Here is a 16,837-nt window from a genome sequence, read left to right on the forward strand (position 1 = left end):
CTGCGCAACTACTGGGGCTACAACTCGATCGGCTTCCTCGCGCCGCACGACGAGTACGCGGCGCGCAGCGGCGACAGCCGCAGCATCTACGAGTTCAAGAGCATGGTGAAGTCGCTGCACGAGGCGGGCCTCGAGGTGATCCTCGACGTGGTCTACAACCACACCGCCGAGGGCAACCACCTGGGACCGACCCTGTCGCTGCGGGGCATCGACAACGCCTCGTACTACCGGCTCGTCGACGACGACCGCCGCTACTACATGGACTACACCGGGACGGGCAACTCGCTGAACGCCCGCCACCCCCACGTGCTGCAGCTGATCATGGATTCGCTGCGCTACTGGGTCATCGAGATGCACGTCGACGGCTTCCGCTTCGACCTGGCGTCGACGCTGGCACGTGAGCTGCACGACGTCGACCGGCTGAGCGCGTTCTTCGACATCATCCAGCAGGACCCCGTCATCAGCCAGGTCAAGCTGATCGCCGAGCCGTGGGACGTCGGTGAGGGCGGCTACCAGGTCGGCAACTTCCCGACGCTGTGGACGGAGTGGAACGGCAAGTACCGCGACGCCGTCCGCGACTTCTGGCGTGGCGAGAGCGACGGCGTCGGCGAGCTGGCGTCCCGCATGGCAGGGTCGAGCGACCTGTACGCCCACAACGGCCGACGCCCCTACGCGTCGATCAACTTCGTCACTGCACACGACGGCTTCACACTGCGCGACCTGGTCTCGTACAACGAGAAGCACAACGATGCCAACCTCGACGACAACGGGTCGGGGGAGGACCACAACCGATCGTGGAACCACGGGGTGGAGGGTCCGACCGAGGACCCCGCGATCGCCGAGCTGCGCCTGCGCCAGCAGCGCAACCTCCTGACCACGCTGTTCATCTCCCAGGGCGTGCCGATGCTGCTGGGCGGCGACGAGCTCGGCCGCACGCAGCAGGGCAACAACAACACCTACTGCCAGGACAACGAGCTGTCCTGGTACGACTGGGACGTCGACGAGGAGCAGCGCGACCTCCTGCTGTTCGTCCGTCGGTTGATCCGGTTGCGGGCCGACCATCCGGTGTTCCGGCGCCAGCAGTTCTTCCGCGGGGTGACCGAGGACAGCGTCGACCTCGACTGGTTGCGCCCCGACGGCGCCGACATGACCGCCGACGACTGGGCGGCCGCCGACCAGCGGTCGATCATGTTCTTCCTCAACGGCCGGATGATCCCGACGCCCGATGCACGGGGCCAGCAGATCCTCGACGACAGCTTCCTGGTGCTGCTCAACGGCGCCGCCGACCAGGTGAAGTTCACGCTGCCCGGCGAGCCGTACGGCCGGCTCTGGGAGCTGGTGGTCGACACGGCGGACCCGGACCGACGGGGCGCCGCTCACCAGGTGCGGGCGACCGAGCGCGAGGTGCTCGCCGGGCGTTCGATACAGATCCTCCGACGGATGGACGATGCCAGTGAGCGTTGACACCCCTGAGTCGCAGGCGTGGGACGTCAAGGCATCCGGGGACCGGCGACGCTCCCAGCCGGGTGCCACGTACCGCCTGCAACTGACCGGCGAGCTCGGATTCGACCAGGTCGCCGACCAGCTGGACTACTTCGCCGCGCTCGGCATCAGTGACCTCTACCTGTCGCCGATCATGCACGCGCGGTCCGGAAGCACCCACGGCTACGACGTGGTCGACCCCAACGAGGTGTCGCCCGCGCTCGGAGGAGCCGTGGCGCTGCGTGCGTTGTCCGACGCTGCGGCAGGTCACGGCATCAGCCTGATCGCCGACATCGTCCCGAACCACCTCGCGGCCTCCGACGAGAACCCGATGTGGGAGCAGTTGCTGGCCGAGGGGATGTCAGGCCCGAGCGGCTCGTTGTTCGACGTCGACTGGCGCCCGCCGTTGCCGACCGCCGAGGGCAAGGTGATCCTGCCGGTGCTCGGCGACACCTACGGTCAGGTCCTCGCCAACGGAGAGCTCGAGCTCGCGCGCATCGACGGCGTGTACCGGCTGCGCTATCACGACCGCACGTTTCCGCTTCGCGCGGAGACGCTCGAGCTCATCGAAGCCAGCGGAGGCGGTCGAGCGTTCACAGGCACCGCGGGTGTCCTCAACAGCTGGCAACCGCTGCACGGCCTGCTCGAGCGCCAGCACTACCGCCTGGTCCACTGGCGGATCGGGGACGCGGTCGTCAACTACCGTCGGTTCTTCACGATCAACGACCTCGCGGGCGTTCGCGTCGAGGTGCCGGAGGTCTTCGAACGGACCCACAGCGGCATCCTCGATCTCGTCGACGAGGGGGTGATCTCGGGGCTGCGCGTCGACCATCCGGACGGCCTGCGCGATCCCGAGCGCTACCTGCAGCAGCTGCGCAACCGGACGGGCGTGTGGATCGTGGTCGAAAAGATCCTCCACCCGGGTGAGCAGCTGCCGGCGTGGTCGGTCGCCGGGACCACGGGCTACGACTTCTGCACCGACGTGCTCGGCCTCTACATCGATGCCGGCGCGCTGCCCGAGCTGCGTGAGATCGACGCGCGGCTCGGTGGTGGGCGCCCGTACGCCGAGATCGCCGTCGAGCGCAAGGTGGCCGTCCTCGAGGGCGGCCTGCGCGCCGACCTCGACCGCGTCGCACACGGGCTGTGGCGCGTCACCCAGCGGCATCCGCAGGTCCGCGACGTGACGCTCGACTGGTGCCGGCGTGTGCTCGCGGGCACCCTGGCGCAGTTCGCGGTGTACCGGACCTACGTCGACCCCGAGACCGGAGCAGCGCACGAGCGCGACCGCACGCAGATCGCCGGCGCCATCGAGCGCGCGCGCGCCGCCGACGACGACGTGCCCGCGGTGCTGTGGGACTTCGTCGAGGAGCTGCTGGCGGGAGAGGTCGGTACCAGTCCCGCGCTGCTGGACGTCATCGCCATGTCCCAGCAGCTGTCCGCGGCCGTGACGGCGAAGGGCACGGAGGACTCTGCGTTCTACCGCTACCGCACGCTGCTCGCGGCCTGCGAGGTCGGTGCGGACCCGTCCCGGCCGGGGCGCACGGTCGAGCAGTTCCAACAGGCCAACGCCCACCGGGCCGAGCGCGCGCCGCAGACCATGCTCATGACGGCGACGCACGACACCAAGCGCGGCGAGGACGTGCGCCTGCGGATGGCGGCGCTGTCGGAGCTCCTCGACGTGTGGCGCGCCGCGGTCGACGCGTGCGAGGAGGTCGAGGCGACCAGCACGCTGCCCGCCCAGTGCCGTTACCTGGTCTACCAGACCGTGGTCGGGTTGTGGCCGCTGGAGGGCGATCCGACCGACGAGCACCGCGACCGGCTCGCCGCGTACGTGGTCAAGGCCGAGCGTGAGGCCGCGCTGTACACGAGGTGGACCGATCCCGACGAGGCGTTCGAGGACCGGCTGCAGGCGTTCGCTCGAACCCTGCTGGACGCGGACACAGCCCCGGAGGCGCTGCGGACGGTCATCACCCGCGCGGGCGAGATCGGCATGGTGTCGGGCCTCGGCCAGCTCGTGCTGCGCACGCTGTCTCCCGGCGTGCCGGACTGCTACCAGGGCACCGAGACGTGGGACGATTCGCTCGTCGACCCCGACAACCGCCGGCCCGTACCGTTCGAGGAACGGCGTGCGTTGCTCGACGGCCTGACCGACGTCCCCGTCGACGATCTCCTGGCCGCGCGTCGCGACGGTCGGATCAAGGCGTTCGTGCTGCACCGGGCCCTCCGGGCCCGGGCGGAGCACCCGGCGTGCGTCGGCGTCGGCAGCGGCTACCTCCCCCTGGACGTGGGCGGGGAGTGGGCCGACCACGTCGTCGCGTTCGCGCGGGTGTCGTCAGACGCCTCCGACGCGCTGCTGGTCGTCGCCCCGCGGCTGCCCGGGGCGGTCATGGGTGACACCGACGAGCCACCGATCGGTGACGCGTGGGGTGACACGACGGTACGCGTGCCCGGGTTCCTGCAGGGCACCTATCGTGACGGGTTCTCGACGGGATCAGGTGAGATCGGTGACGAGATCGAGGTGTCGTCGCTGCTGGGCAACCTGCCCGTCGCCGTGCTCGAACGGACGTCGGACGACGCTGCGGCGTCCGACGCGCCCGACTGACGACCGTACGAGACCCGCGGCGGCCGATTTGGCGACCGTGCACGACCACGGCGGCCGTCAGTGATCCTTCCGGCGGCGTCTCAGCTCCAGCCGAGGTCGTGCAGGCGGTCGTCGTCGATGCCGAAGTGGTGCGCGACCTCGTGCACGACCGTGACGGTCACCTGTCTGCGCACCTCGTCTGGGGTGTCGCAGTGGCGCAGGATGGGGCCGCGGAAGATCGTGATGCGATCCGGCAGGCTGCCCGCCGCCCACCACTCGTCGCGCTCGGTCAGCGGCACCCCGACGTACAGGCCGAACAGCTCGGGCTCGTCGGGTGGGCTCTCGTCGTCGATGACGATGGCCACGTTGCTCATGGCCTGTGCGAGCTCGTCCGGCACGGCGTCGAGGCCGTCGGCGACGGCCTGCTCGAACTCCTCGGGTGACATCGCGATCATGGGCCGGTACCTGCCGCGTCCGTCTGTCGTCGAGCGTGCGGCGTGCTGGTCGGGGTGAGCAGGGCCACCGACCATGGCGGCACCGTGCATACCACGCCGTCGTGGTCCGGCGCGATCGTGACAGGCGTGTCGGGACCACCGTAGGCGGCTGCCGCGCTCGACCACGCCACCACCCAGCCTCCGTGCAGCGGCAGGGCGATCGTCGCCGGCTCGCCGGCGACGTTCCCCAGGACGACCGCCGGCCAAGCTTCGCCGGGTCCGTCCCGCTCGACGGCCAGCTGCGTCGAGGTGACATGCAGTGGTCGCACGAGCCGGCGGTCGCCGTTCGCCAGCGCGGGGACGGTGCGCCGCAGCGCCAGCAGGTCGGTCCACAGCCGGCGCCGCGCCCGGCCGTCCGGCGCTGCGGCCGTACCCCGGTCCAGCGTGCTGGCCTCGAACGACGAGACCGCCTGGGGATCGGGTATCTCGGTCGCGCTGAACGCGGCGAAGGCCGCGAACTCCTCGCGCCGCCCCGTGCGGACGGCCTCGGCCAGCCACTCCTCGGGGTGGCTGGTGAAGAACTGGAAGGGACGGGTCTCACCGTACTCCTCGCCCATGAACAGCATCGGCACGGTGGGAGACAGGCACAGCAGCGCGATCGCTGCACGGACGGGGTCCGCGTCGGCCAGCGTCGTCACCCTGTCCCCGTGGGCGCGGTTGCCGATCTGATCGTGGTTCTGGATGTAAGCGACGAAGTGTCTTGCGGACACGTCAGTCGGCAACGGCGCGCCGACAGTGCGGTCGCGGACCTGTGACCGCCGGCCGCCGAAGACGAAGCCGTCGGTCCACGCGGTCGCGACGTCGGGCAGGCCGGTGTAGTCGGCGTAGTAACCGTCGCGTTCGCCGGTGACGGTGACGTGCAGCGCGTGGTGCAGGTCGTCCAGCCACTGGGCAGTCAGGCCCCGCCCTCCGACCGCGCGGGGGGCGACCGTGCGGGGATCCTGGCGATCCGACTCGGCGATCAGCACGAGGGAGCGGCCGAGCTGCTCGGCCAGGCGGTCGACGGTGGCCGACAGCCGCTCGAGGATGTGCACCGCCGAGCCGTCGACGAGGGCATGCACGGCGTCGAGCCGCAGCCCGTCGACGTGGAAGTCGGCCAGCCACATGCTCGCGTTGTCGACGATGAACGCCCGCACGGTGTCGGCGCCCTCGTCGTCGAGGTTGATCGCGGGGCCCCATGGCGTGACGTGCCGATCGGTCAGGTAGGGCCCGAACTCGGCGTGGTAGCTGCCGCTGGGGCCGAAGTGGTTGTAGACGACGTCGAGGATGACGGCGAGCCCGTGACGGTGGCACGCGTCGACAAACGCCGCGAACGCCTCAGGTCCGCCATATGGCTCGTGCACCGCATACCAGGCGACACCGTCGTAGCCCCAACCGCGTGAGCCGTTGAACGCTGCGACCGGCATCACCTCGACGTGGGTGACACCGAGCGTCGCAAGGTCGGCGAGGTGGTCCACGGCGGCGTCGAACGTGCCCGTCTCTGTGAACGTGCCGACGTGCAGCTCGTAGATGACGGCGCTGGCCAGTGGCCTCGGCTGCCAGCCGTCCTCTGCGTCGGACCAGGCGAATGCACGGTCCACGATCGCCGAGGAGGCGTGGACACCGTCGGGCTGGCGCTGCGACGCGGGGTCCGGCCGCGGGTCGCCGCCGTCGAGGCTGAACGCGTAGCGCCCGTCACGCGGTGCCGGCAGACGACGAGCGAACCAGCCGTGCTCGCCGGGTGACAGTGGCTCGTGCCGTCCGTCGAGCACGACGTCGACCCGGTCGGCGTCCGGTGCCCAGACACGGAACGTCACGGTGCCGTCGTCGTGGACGACCGGACCGTGGCGGAGCGGGTGCACGCCGAGATCACTCACGGGATGCCTCGCGATGTCGTGGGCCTAGTCCGTGGGCTCCGCGGCAGTGACCGTGCCGGGCGCGTCGATCTCGGCCAGGATCGCGTCGACCGTGGGCGTCACCCGCTCGTACAGCGGCTTGGGGTACAGGCCGATGCCGACGATCACGGCGATCAGCGGCACCATCACCGCCTTCTCGCGCACGGTCAGGTCGGTCATGCCGACGGCGCGTCCCTCGACCGGGCCGTGGAACATGCGCTGGTAGGCCCACAGGAGGTACAGGGCAGCGAAGATCACGCCGAACGCGGCCAGCACCGCTGCCCACGGCGTCGTCTGGAACGCGCCGATCAGGATCGGGAACTCGCCGACGAACCCGTTGAGTCCGGGCAGGGCCAGTGACGACAGCGCGACGACCAGGAAGGCCCCTCCGAACACCGGTGTCGCCTTGGCCAGCCCCGAGTAGTCGGCGATCCGGCGGGAGTGGGTCCGCTCGTACATGAACCCGATCAGGATGAACAGCGCGCCGGTCGACAACCCGTGGTTGACCATCTGCACGACGCTGCCCGACGTGCTCTGGGCGTTCAACGCGAAGACGCCGAGCACGACGAAGCCCATGTGCGCCACGGAGGAGTAGGCGACCAGTCTCTTGATGTCGGGCTGCACCATCGCGACCAGCGCTCCGTACAGCACGCCCACGACGGCCAGGCCGATGATCGGGGGCGCCAGGCTCTGCGTGGCTTCGGGGAAGTAGGGCAGGGAGAAGCGGATGATCCCGTACCCGCCGATCTTCAGCAGGATCGCGGCGAGGTCCACCGACCCGATCGTCGGCGCCTCGGTGTGCGCGTCGGGCAGCCACGTGTGGAACGGGAACAGGGGCACCTTGATCGCGAAGGCGATGAAGAACGCCAGGAACAGCCAGACCTGCTCGGTATCGGTGAGCGCGAGCCCGCGCAGCGCGTCGTAGTCGAACGTGCTGGCGCCGCCCTTGAAGTACAGGTACAGGATCGCGACGAGCATGAGGAGCCCGCCGATGAGCGTGTAGAGGAAGAATTTGATCGCCGCGTACCGCCGGTTCTCGCCACCCCAGACGCCGATCAGCGCGTACATCGGCACGAGCATGGCCTCGAAGAACACGTAGAACAGGATCAGGTCCAGCGCGGTGAACACGCCGATCACGGCGGTCTCCAACACGAGCACCGCGATGTAGAAGCCCTTGGTGCGCTCGCTGACGTGGCCCCACGTGGCGAGGACGGCCAGTGGGATGATGAACGTCGACAGCATGACCAGCGGCCAGGTGATGCCGTCCACGCCGAGCTGGTAGTTGATGCCCCACCCGGGGATCCACGGGACCTTCTCGACCAGCTGGAAGCCGGGCTCACCGACCTCGAAGGCGGGGAACAGCGCGAGTGACAGCACGAAGACGATGACCGTTGCCGCCAGTGTGATGCGGCGGATCGCCTCTCCGCGGTGCGCGGGGATCACTCCAACCACGAGCGCGGCCACCGCGGGCAGCCAGATCAGCATCGACAGCAACGGCAGGTCAGCCAAGACCAACTCCAGGCAGAGTCACGAGCGTGCGTCAGCACGATATCGCCCCGTGCAGCTCTGCGCGAAGCCGCCGTCGCGCCGTCCGCGGGCGCGTGGGAGACTCGAGGTGTGCACGACCTGGTGATCGTCGGGGCGGGGCCCGCGGGGTCGGCTGCCGCGCTGGCGGCGCTGGCTGCGCGCCCCGACAGCTCCGTGCTGTTGCTCGACCGGGCCCGGTTCCCCCGTGACAAGGCCTGCGGGGACGCGATCGGTTCACACGCGGTCCGGGTGCTCGACGCCCTCGGCGCGACGTCCGCCGTTGCAGGTTATCCAACGATGGCGCGGTTCGAGCTGTCGGACGGTGACGTCGTCGTCCGAGCGCCGTTGCGCGGCGCGACGTTCACCGTGCCGCGACGCGTGTTCGACGACCGCCTCCGCTCCGCGGCCGTGGTGTCCGGCGCACATGTCACACGCCACCACGTCCGGCGGCTGGAACGCTCCGAGGACCACGTCGTCCTCGATGGCAGCGTCGCGGCGCGTGCGGTGGTCGCCGCGGACGGCGCGAACTCCCGGATCCGGCGCCTGCTGGGCCACGACCGCAACCCCCCGCGAGCCCTGGCCGTGGCGATGCGCGGGTACGCGGCAGCGGGACGTGCCCTGGATCAGCGGATCGTGCTCGACGACGCGCACTGGCCGGCGTACGGTTGGTCGTTCGCGATCGGTGATGGCACGGCCAACGTCGGCTGGGGCACGACGGTCGCCGCCCTCCGCGAGGGACCGGTCGGCGGAGCGCAGCGCGTGGCGTTCGAGGAACGGGTGACGACCGTCAGCGGGCGACCGGTACGTGACCTCCGGGCGCACCACCTCCCGTTGTCGACGTGGCGGCCACCGCTGTTCGACGGGCGTGTCCTGCTGACGGGCGATGCGGCGTCGCTGGTCAACCCGCTGTCGGGCGAGGGCATCTTCTACGCCCTGCTGTCGGGCGCGCTCGCCGGACGCGCCGCTGTCACGGCACGGGCGCCCGGTCCCAGCTACGCGTGCCAGCTTCGACGCCGTCTGGGATGGCACCTGCGGCACACCCGCGTGGCGTCAGCGATGCTCTTCCTCCGGGCGGTGCGTCGCGCCGGTCTACGCGCCGCCGCCGTGCCCCGCGCGTTCGACGACCTGACCGAGCTGGCGCTCGGTGACGGCTGCATCACCCCCGCGCTGGCGCTTGCGCTGCTTCGCTCTGCGTGAGACCGAACGCACGGTGTGGACCGTGCGCCTCGCAGACCCATACCGTGCAACCACCGTGCGTTCAGGACGAAACGCAAGGTGGTTGACGTTGGGGCGTGTCGGGCGCGCGAGGGAGCCGCCGCGCGTTGGGGCGGTCAGCTGTCGTCGGGGACCAACCACAGCGTCGCCAGCGGCGGCACGAACACCCGGGCGGACGCCGTCATGCCGTGCCACGGCTCGTCGGTCGCCTCGATGACGCCCATGTTGCCGAGGTTGCCGCCGCCGTAGCCCTCGGCGTCGGTGTTGAGGCGCTCCCGCCACCGCCCGGCCTGCGGCATGCCGAAGCGCTGGTCGTCGCGGGGGACCGGCGACAGGTTCACGATGCACACCAGCGGCTGCCCCTCGGCGCTGTAGCGCACGAACGACAGCAGGTTGGCGTCGGCGTTGTTCGCGTCGATCCAGCGGAAGCCCTGCGGGTCGTGGTCGCGCTCCCACAGTTGCGGAAGGTCTCTGTAGACCTGGTTCAGGTCGCCCACGAGGCGGTGCAGGCCTCGGTGGTCCGCCTCGGCCATCAGGTCCCAGTCGAGTGGGCGGTCCTCGCTCCACTCGCGCCACTGGCCGAACTCGCCGCCCATGAACAGCAGCTGCTTGCCGGGATGGGCCCACATGTAGCCGTACAGCGCCCGCAGGTTCGCGAACTTCTGCCAGCGGTCGCCGGGCATCTTGTCGAGCAGGCTGCGCTTGCCGTGGACGACCTCGTCGTGCGACAGCGGAAGCACGTAGTTCTCGCTCCATGCATACAGCAGCCCGAAGGTCAGCTCGTTGTGGTGGAAGCGGCGGTGGATCGGGTCACGGGAGAAGTACGACAACGTGTCGTGCATCCACCCCATGTTCCACTTGAAGCCGAAGCCGAGCCCGCCGAGGTGGACCGGTCGTGACACGCCCGGCCAGGCGGTCGACTCCTCGGCGATCAGCAGCGCGCCGGGGTTGCGGCCGTACACCGTCGTCGCGGTCTCCTTGAGGAACTCGATCGCCTCGAGGTTCTCATTGCCGCCGTAGGCGTTGGGAACCCACTCGCCCTCCTCGCGCGAGTAGTCCAGGTACAACATCGACGCGACCGCGTCGACCCGCAGGCCATCGACGTGCAGCTCCTCCAGCCAGTACAGCGCGCTGGCCAGCAGGAAGTTGCGGACCTCGTTGCGCCCGAAGTTGTACACGAGCGTCCCCCAGTCGGGGTGCTCGCCCTGGCGCGGGTCGGCGTGCTCGTAGAGCGCGGTGCCGTCGAAGCGGGCAAGCGCCCACTCGTCCCTGGGGAAGTGGGCGGGCACCCAGTCGATGATGACCCCGACGCCCCGCTGGTGCAGGTGGTCGACGAGGTAGCGGAAGTCGTCGGGTGAGCCGAAGCGCGACGTCGGCGCGAACTGCCCGGTGACCTGGTAGCCCCAGGAGCCGGCGAAGGGGTGCTCTGCAACGGGCAGCATCTCGACATGGGTGAAGCCGAGCTCGTCGGCGTAGTCGGCCAGCTGGTGCGCCATCTCGCGATAGGTCAGCGGCCGGCCGTCGTCGTGGCGCCACGATCCGAGGTGCACCTCGTAGATCGACAGCGGCTGCTGGTGCCACTGCTGCCCGGGGCGGCTGGCCATCCAGTCGCCGTCACGCCACTCGTGGCTCGACACGAAGACCCGGCTGGCATTGTCCGGTGGCGTCTGGGTGTGGAAGGCGAACGGATCGGCGTGCAGCGTCAGGTGGCCGTCGGCGCGCAGGACCTCGTACTTGTAGATGGTGCCGTCACCGATGTCGGGGACGAACAGCTCCCAGATGCCTGTGCCCAGCATGCGCATGGGGTTGCGACGCCCATCCCAGTCGTTGAAGGCCCCGACGAGGCGGACCGACTGCGCGTTGGGGGCCCAGACGGCGAACGCCGTGCCCTCGACGCCCTCGATCGTGGTGACATGTGCGCCGAGCCTGCGCCACAGCTCCTCGTGACGTCCTTCGCCGGCGAGGTGCAGGTCGGTGTCGCCGAGGGTGGGCCAGAACGCGTAGGGGTCCCGCGCGGTGAACTCGACGCCCTCGTCGGTGCGCATGCGGAGGCGGTAGCCATCGGCGGTCAGCTTGGCCCGGACCAGGGCCTCGAAGAAGCCGCCGTCGGCGGTACGCGTCGCGGTGACCGACTGCTCGGCCGCCGTGCGCCGGTCGGCGTCGCCCTCCTTCGTCGTGTCACCCCAGATCACGTCGACCTCCGCGACGTCGGGGCGCAGGACCCGCACGACCGTGCCGTCGCGGTGCTCGTGCAGACCGAGGACCCGGTGCGGGTTGATGTGTGTGCCGTTGAGCAGCGCCTCGACGTCGTCACGTGCGGCGTGCCATGCGGTGGATGACATGAGTCGTCCTCTCGTTGGACTGACCGTTCCCTGCGCGTCCGGGGTCATGCGATCCAGGATCCGCTGGACACCCCCGACGGGGATGGCGAGCCAGTCGGGCCGGTAGGCCCGTTCGTAGGCGATCTCGTAGACCGCCTTGTGCAGTTCGAACAGTGCGAGCAGGGCCGGGTCGACACGGGAGGCTGCCGCCTCGTAGCCTCCGAGGTAGTGCCGGCGCGCGGCGTCGCGCCACGCCGCGAACCGTGCCGGTAGCTCGTTGGCCTCGGCGGGCTCGGACGTTGCCGGCCCGGCCGGGTCCGCCGCTGCTGCACGCGCACCCGACGCGGCGGCGTAGTCGAACGAGCGGAGCATCCCGGCGACGTCCCGCGCCGGCGGGCCCGGGGCACGCCGCTGCTCGACGGGTGCGGCGGGCTCGCCCTCGAAGTCGAGCAGCTGCCACCCGTCGGGGGCGGCGAGCACCTGACCGAGGTGCAGGTCACCGTGGATGCGCGATACCAGGCCCGCGTCGTCGATCTGGCCGGCGGCGGTGTCGACCAGGCGGTGCAGTGCGGCGGTGTCGATCCCCTCGATCGGGCGCTCGCCGAGGACCCGCTCGATCTGCTCATGGACCTCGGCGACCCAGCTGGCGACGTCGTCGCGGGTCGCAGCTCTGCTGGTCAGGACGGCCGCGAGGTCCGCGTGGACCCGCGCGGTCGCGCCTCCCAGCTCGTCGACCGCGCGGATCAGGTCGCGGTCCTGCGGTGGGGTGGCATCGTCGGTCAGCGCCTCGGTGGCGTCGGCCACCGCGAGGCGCCACGCGTCCCGGCCGTGCACCACGTAGCTGCTGACCACGCCCAGTGGTGTGTCGGCGGGGGCGCCGCGCAACGTCAGCGCCCCGATCTGCGCCGGGACATCGGCGCTGCCGACCCGGGTCAGGGCCGCGGTCAGCTCGATGTCGGGGTTGACACCGGTGTCGAGTCGCCGGAACAGCTTGAGCACCGCGCGGTCGCCGAACACGACGCTGGTGTTGGACTGCTCGACGCCGAGCGCGCGGCCGTCGGCCGGCACCTCGGTCGCCGCACACGGCTGCCCCTCGATCACCCGCCCGCCGTCGGTTGCGATCTCGCCGCCGTCCGCGGCGAGGCGCGCCAGCTCGCCGAGCACGACCGGGTCCGCCGTCGCGTCGGTCCACGCACCTCCGGCGAGCGCCACCGCCTCTCCGGCATCCGCGACGGCGTCGCCGTCGACAAGCACGAGCTGATAGCGTTCCGACGCACCTCGGTCGTAGCGCACCTCGACCAGCAGCCAGCGGGCGAGCGACAGCAGGGTCGCGCTGTCGACCACCGTCACGGTGTCGACGGTGCGGTCCTTGCCCTGGAACCAGCGCCGGCCGTGCAGCCACGCCCGGAGCGGTCGCGCGTCCACGCTCACCGTGCGTCGCTCCCCTGGTCCCCGCCCGCCGGTGCGCTGGCGCTCGCCCTCGCCCATGACGGGTGCTGGTCGGGGGCGATGCGGAACCAGTAGAAGCCGTGCGGCCCGAGCGTCAGGAGATAGGGCAGTTCACCGATGCGGGGGAACCAGGTGCCCCCGAACATCTCGACGGGGTGGGCGCCGGAGAAGCGTGACAGGTCGAGCTCGACGTACTGCGCGTTGCCGGACATGTTCGCGACGACGAGCACGGTGTCGTCCTCGGTCGAGCGCAGGAACGCGAGCACGCGACCGTTGGACGGGTGCAGCGCCTCGAAGTCGCCGACACCGAACACCTGGTGCTCCTTGCGGATGTGGATCATCGAGCGGATCCACTGCAGCAGCGAGTTCGGGTCCCGGCGCTGGGCCTCGACGTTGAGCGCCTGGTAGCTGTAGACCTGATCCATGATCGGCGGCAGGTACAGTTCAGCGAACTCCGCCCGGGAGAACCCCGCGTTGCGGTCGATGCTCCACTGCATCGGGGTGCGCACGCCGTCGCGATCACCGAGGAAGATGTTGTCGCCCATGCCGAGCTCGTCGCCGTAGTACATCACCGGCGAGCCCGGCAGGCTGAACAGCAGCGCGTGGAACAGCTCGATCAGACGGCGGTCGTTCTCGAGCAGCGTTGCCAGGCGCCGGCGGATCCCGGTGTTGGACACCATCCGGGGATCGGCCGCGTACTCGGCGTACATGTAGTCGCGTTCCTCGTCGGTGACCATCTCGAGCGTCAGCTCGTCGTGGTTGCGCAGGAAGATGCCCCACTGGCAGTTGTCGGGGATCTTGGGCGTGGCCTCGAGGATCTCGACGATCGGCAGCGCCTCCTCCTTGCGCGCGGCCATGAACATGCGGGGCATGACCGGGAAGTGGAACGCCATGTGGCACTCGTCACCGTCACCGAAGTAGTCCACGACGTCGTCGGGCCACTGGTTGGCCTCGGCGAGCAGCACGCGGTTGTCGTACTCGTCGTCGACCACCTTGCGCACCCGCCGGAGGAACTCGTGGGTCTCGGGGAGGTTCTCGCAGTCGGTGCGGTCGCGTTCGAACAGGTACGGCACGGCGTCCATCCGGTAGCCGTCGAGGCCGCGATCGAGCCAGAACCGCACGACATCGAGCATCGCATCGGCGACCTCGGGGTTGTCGTAGTTCAGGTCGGGCTGGTGGCTGAAGAAGCGGTGCCAGTAGTACTGACCGGCGACGGGGTCCCACGTCCAGTTCGACGCCTCGGTGTCGTGGAAGATGATGCGCGCGTCGGGATAGCGCTCGTTGTCGTCGCTCCACACGTACCAGTCGCGCTTGGCGGACCCGGGCTGGCGCGACTCGACGAACCACGGGTGCCGGTCGGACGTGTGGTTCACGACCAGGTCGGCGATCACGCGCATGCCGCGGGCGTGCGCGCCCTCCACGACCGCCTCGAGGTCCTCGACCGTGCCGTACTCCGGCAGGACCGTGTGGAAGTCGGAGATGTCGTACCCGCCATCGCGCAGCGGTGACTGATAGAAGGGCAGCAGCCAGATGCAGTCGACGCCGAGCCACTGCACGTAGTCGAGCTTGCCCAGCAACCCCCGCAGATCGCCCGTGCCATTGTTGTCCGAGTCGTGGAAGCCGCGGATCAACACCTCGTAGAAGATCGCGTGCTTGAACCACTGGGGGTCGTCGGTCAGGACCACGGATCGCGCCCTTTCTCTCGCGGCCTGGGGATCGGATCCTCCTACAACGCCCGCAGCGCGAACACGTGCGCCGGCTCGTGGGACGGATCCAGGCGGACGTAGTTCGCGGGGCCGTGCCAGATGTGGGAGGTCTCGGTCACGAGGTCGTAGGCCTCGTAGGGCCCCGCGTGCTCCAGACCCAGCTGCCACATGTCGAGCCAGGTGGTCGACTCCCGGGGCTCGAACGGGTTGAGGTTGACGATGGTGAGCACGGCGTCGCTGCGGTCCGCCCCGACCTTCGAGAAGCACAGCATGTCGTCGTTGTCGATGTGGTGGAACCACACGTTGCGCAACCTGCGGAACGCCGCGTACGAGCGCCGGATCGTGTTGATCCGCGTGATGTAGGGCGCGAGGCTGTACGGCTGGTCCCAGTCGCGGGGCCGGTAGCTGTACTTCTCTGAGTGGAGGTACTCCTCGCTGCCCTCGTGCAACGGGGTGTTCTCGACGAGCTCGTAGCCGGAGTACATGCCCCACGACGGCGACAGCAGCGCCGCCAGTACCAGGCGGACCTTGAACGCGGGCCGACCGCCGTGCTGCAGGTACTCGTGGAGGATGTCTGGCGTGTTCGGCCAGAAGTTCGGACGGTAGTAGTTGGCCATCTCGCCATGCGCGAGCTCGGTCACGTAGTCGATCAGCTCGTGCTTGTAGTTGCGCCACGTGAAGTACGTGTAGCTCTGGCTGAAGCCGAGCTTGGCCAGCGTCTGCATCATCTTCGGCCGGGTGAACGCCTCCGCGAGGAACAGCACGTCGGGGTGCTCGGCGTGGATGTCGGAGATCAGCCATTCCCAGAACGGCAACGCCTTGGTGTGCGGATTGTCGACGCGGAACATCTTCACGTCGTGGCCGATCCAGAACTCGACCACGCGCTTGAGCTCGGCGGTCAGGCCCTCGATGTCGGGCGTGTCGAAGTCGATGGGGTAGATGTCCTGGTACTTCTTCGGCGGGTTCTCGGCGTACGCGATCGATCCGTCGGCGCGGCGGCGGAACCACTCGGGGTGCTCGGTGACCCAGGGGTGGTCCGGCGAGCACTGGATCGCGAAGTCGAGCGCGACCTCCATGCCGTTGGCACGGGTCTCGGCGACGAAGGCGTCGAAGTCCTCGATGGTGCCCAGGTCGGGGTGCACCGACATGTGCCCGCCGTCGGCGCTGCCGATCGCCCACGGCACGCCCGGCGCGTCAGGCCCGGGATCCAGGTCATGGGGGCCGCCGGGCCCCTTGCGATTGGTGGTGCCGATCGGGTGGATCGGTGGCAGGTACACGACGTCGAAGCCCATCTCGGCGATCGCCGGCAGGCGTTTGGCCGCGTCGGCGAACGTGCCGCTGGTCGTCTCGGTCGCGCCGTACGACCGGGGGAACAGCTCGTACCACGCACTGAACCTGCCCCGCTCACGATCCACCCACAGCGGCAGCTCGGGCCGGGAGATCGTCCGGTCCATCCGCTCCGGATGGCGATCCAGCAGCGCCAGCAGGTCCTCGTCCGCCGCGGCGACCAACTTCGCAGCGGGCCCGGCGTCACCGCGCATGACCTCGATCGCCTCGGTCAGCACCTCCCTCAACGCGCGCGGCAGCCGCTCGAGGCGGCGCTCAAGCAGGTTGGCGCCGTCGGCGAACGTCAGCTCGACGTCGCTGGTCTCGGCCTCGACCTTGCGGCGGGCACCGCGCAGCCACGACCGGTAGTGGTCGGTCCAGGCCATGACCGTGTAGCGCCACGGGCCCATCGCGTCGACGGGGAACGACCCGAACCAGCGGTCGTTGACGTCCTCGCGCATCGGAGCCTCGCGCCATCGCGTGTCGTGCGGCCCGCGGAAGCGGATGCACGCCGCCAGCAGCTCGTGGCCCTCGCGGAGGATGTCCGCGCCGACGATGACGTCATCACCGACGACCGCCTTGACGGCGTGGCGTCCCGCGTCGACCGTCGGTGTGATGCTCGAGATGACGACTCGGTTCTTCACAGTTCCTCCCGGTGCGGCGCTGCTGCGTCGCGCGACGGGTGCCGCGCTCCCACGGCCAAGGTCGACGGCCGCTGCGCGAACGGTACGTGTCATGGTTTACCCGGGCCGGCGGGCAGCCTACGCCCGCTGTCAGCCGGATTTCTTCGCGGTGGTCCGTCCGCGTGCGGCAGGGACGGACCCTGTACACGCGCGCGGTGGCGGAGCGGGTCACGCGGCGC

General features: G+C 70.0%; 9 protein-coding genes. 3 read left to right on the plus strand and 6 right to left on the minus strand.

Annotated features, from left to right (window positions below; all coding sequences use genetic code 11):
* Together glgX and treY are read left to right on the plus strand one after the other, a co-directional pair.
* A partial coding sequence (gene glgX, locus VFZ70_01870) for a glycogen debranching protein GlgX (GenBank protein HEX6254534.1) occupies positions 1–1,464 on the plus strand: 1,464 nt, incomplete at its 5' end.
* Positions 1,448–4,084, plus strand: coding sequence for a malto-oligosyltrehalose synthase (gene treY / locus VFZ70_01875; GenBank protein ID HEX6254535.1), 2,637 nt, complete (start codon positions 1,448–1,450; stop codon positions 4,082–4,084). The genes glgX and treY, both read left to right, overlap by 17 nt.
* Before the next feature lie 80 nt (positions 4,085–4,164).
* Here the strand turns inward: treY and VFZ70_01880 are convergent, their stop codons facing one another.
* Genes VFZ70_01880 through VFZ70_01890 form a run of 3 tightly spaced genes read right to left on the minus strand, consistent with a single transcriptional unit; the run spans position 4,165 to position 7,940 of the window.
* Entirely contained in the window at positions 4,165–4,518 is a 354-nt protein-coding gene (locus VFZ70_01880) for a metallopeptidase family protein (GenBank protein ID HEX6254536.1), read from the minus strand.
* Positions 4,515–6,413, minus strand: a complete 1,899-nt coding sequence (treZ, locus tag VFZ70_01885) for a malto-oligosyltrehalose trehalohydrolase (GenBank protein ID HEX6254537.1) — start codon at positions 6,411–6,413, stop codon at positions 4,515–4,517. Before treZ ends, VFZ70_01880 begins: the two co-directional genes overlap by 4 nt.
* A gap of 24 nt (positions 6,414–6,437) precedes the next feature.
* Positions 6,438–7,940 carry an NADH-quinone oxidoreductase subunit M gene (locus VFZ70_01890; GenBank protein HEX6254538.1) on the minus strand — a complete coding sequence of 501 codons (1,503 nt, stop codon included), beginning with the start codon at positions 7,938–7,940 and terminating at the stop codon, positions 6,438–6,440.
* Between the two features lie 108 nt (positions 7,941–8,048).
* Between VFZ70_01890 and VFZ70_01895 the strand changes: the two genes are divergently transcribed.
* Entirely contained in the window at positions 8,049–9,155 is a 1,107-nt protein-coding gene (locus tag VFZ70_01895) for an NAD(P)/FAD-dependent oxidoreductase (GenBank protein HEX6254539.1), read from the plus strand.
* 134 nt (positions 9,156–9,289) lie between these two features.
* Here VFZ70_01895 and glgB read toward each other — a convergent pair whose 3' ends face one another.
* The 3 genes from glgB to VFZ70_01910 are packed head-to-tail and all read right to left on the minus strand — an operon-like array spanning position 9,290 to position 16,619.
* The gene (gene glgB / locus VFZ70_01900; GenBank protein ID HEX6254540.1) at positions 9,290–12,925 is read right to left on the minus strand and encodes a 1,4-alpha-glucan branching protein GlgB; all 3,636 of its coding nucleotides are present in this window, start codon (positions 12,923–12,925) and stop codon (positions 9,290–9,292) included.
* Positions 12,922–14,628, minus strand: a complete 1,707-nt coding sequence (treS, locus tag VFZ70_01905; GenBank protein HEX6254541.1) for a maltose alpha-D-glucosyltransferase — start codon at positions 14,626–14,628, stop codon at positions 12,922–12,924. The genes glgB and treS overlap by 4 nt, the downstream gene beginning before the upstream one ends.
* 41 nt (positions 14,629–14,669) lie before the next feature.
* Positions 14,670–16,619 carry an alpha-1,4-glucan--maltose-1-phosphate maltosyltransferase gene (locus VFZ70_01910; protein HEX6254542.1) on the minus strand — a complete coding sequence of 650 codons (1,950 nt, stop codon included), beginning with the start codon at positions 16,617–16,619 and terminating at the stop codon, positions 14,670–14,672.
* Positions 16,620–16,837 lie beyond the last annotated feature (218 nt).

The organism is Euzebyales bacterium (genome assembly GCA_036374135.1).
Lineage (GTDB): Bacteria > Actinomycetota > Nitriliruptoria > Euzebyales > JAHELV01 > JAHELV01.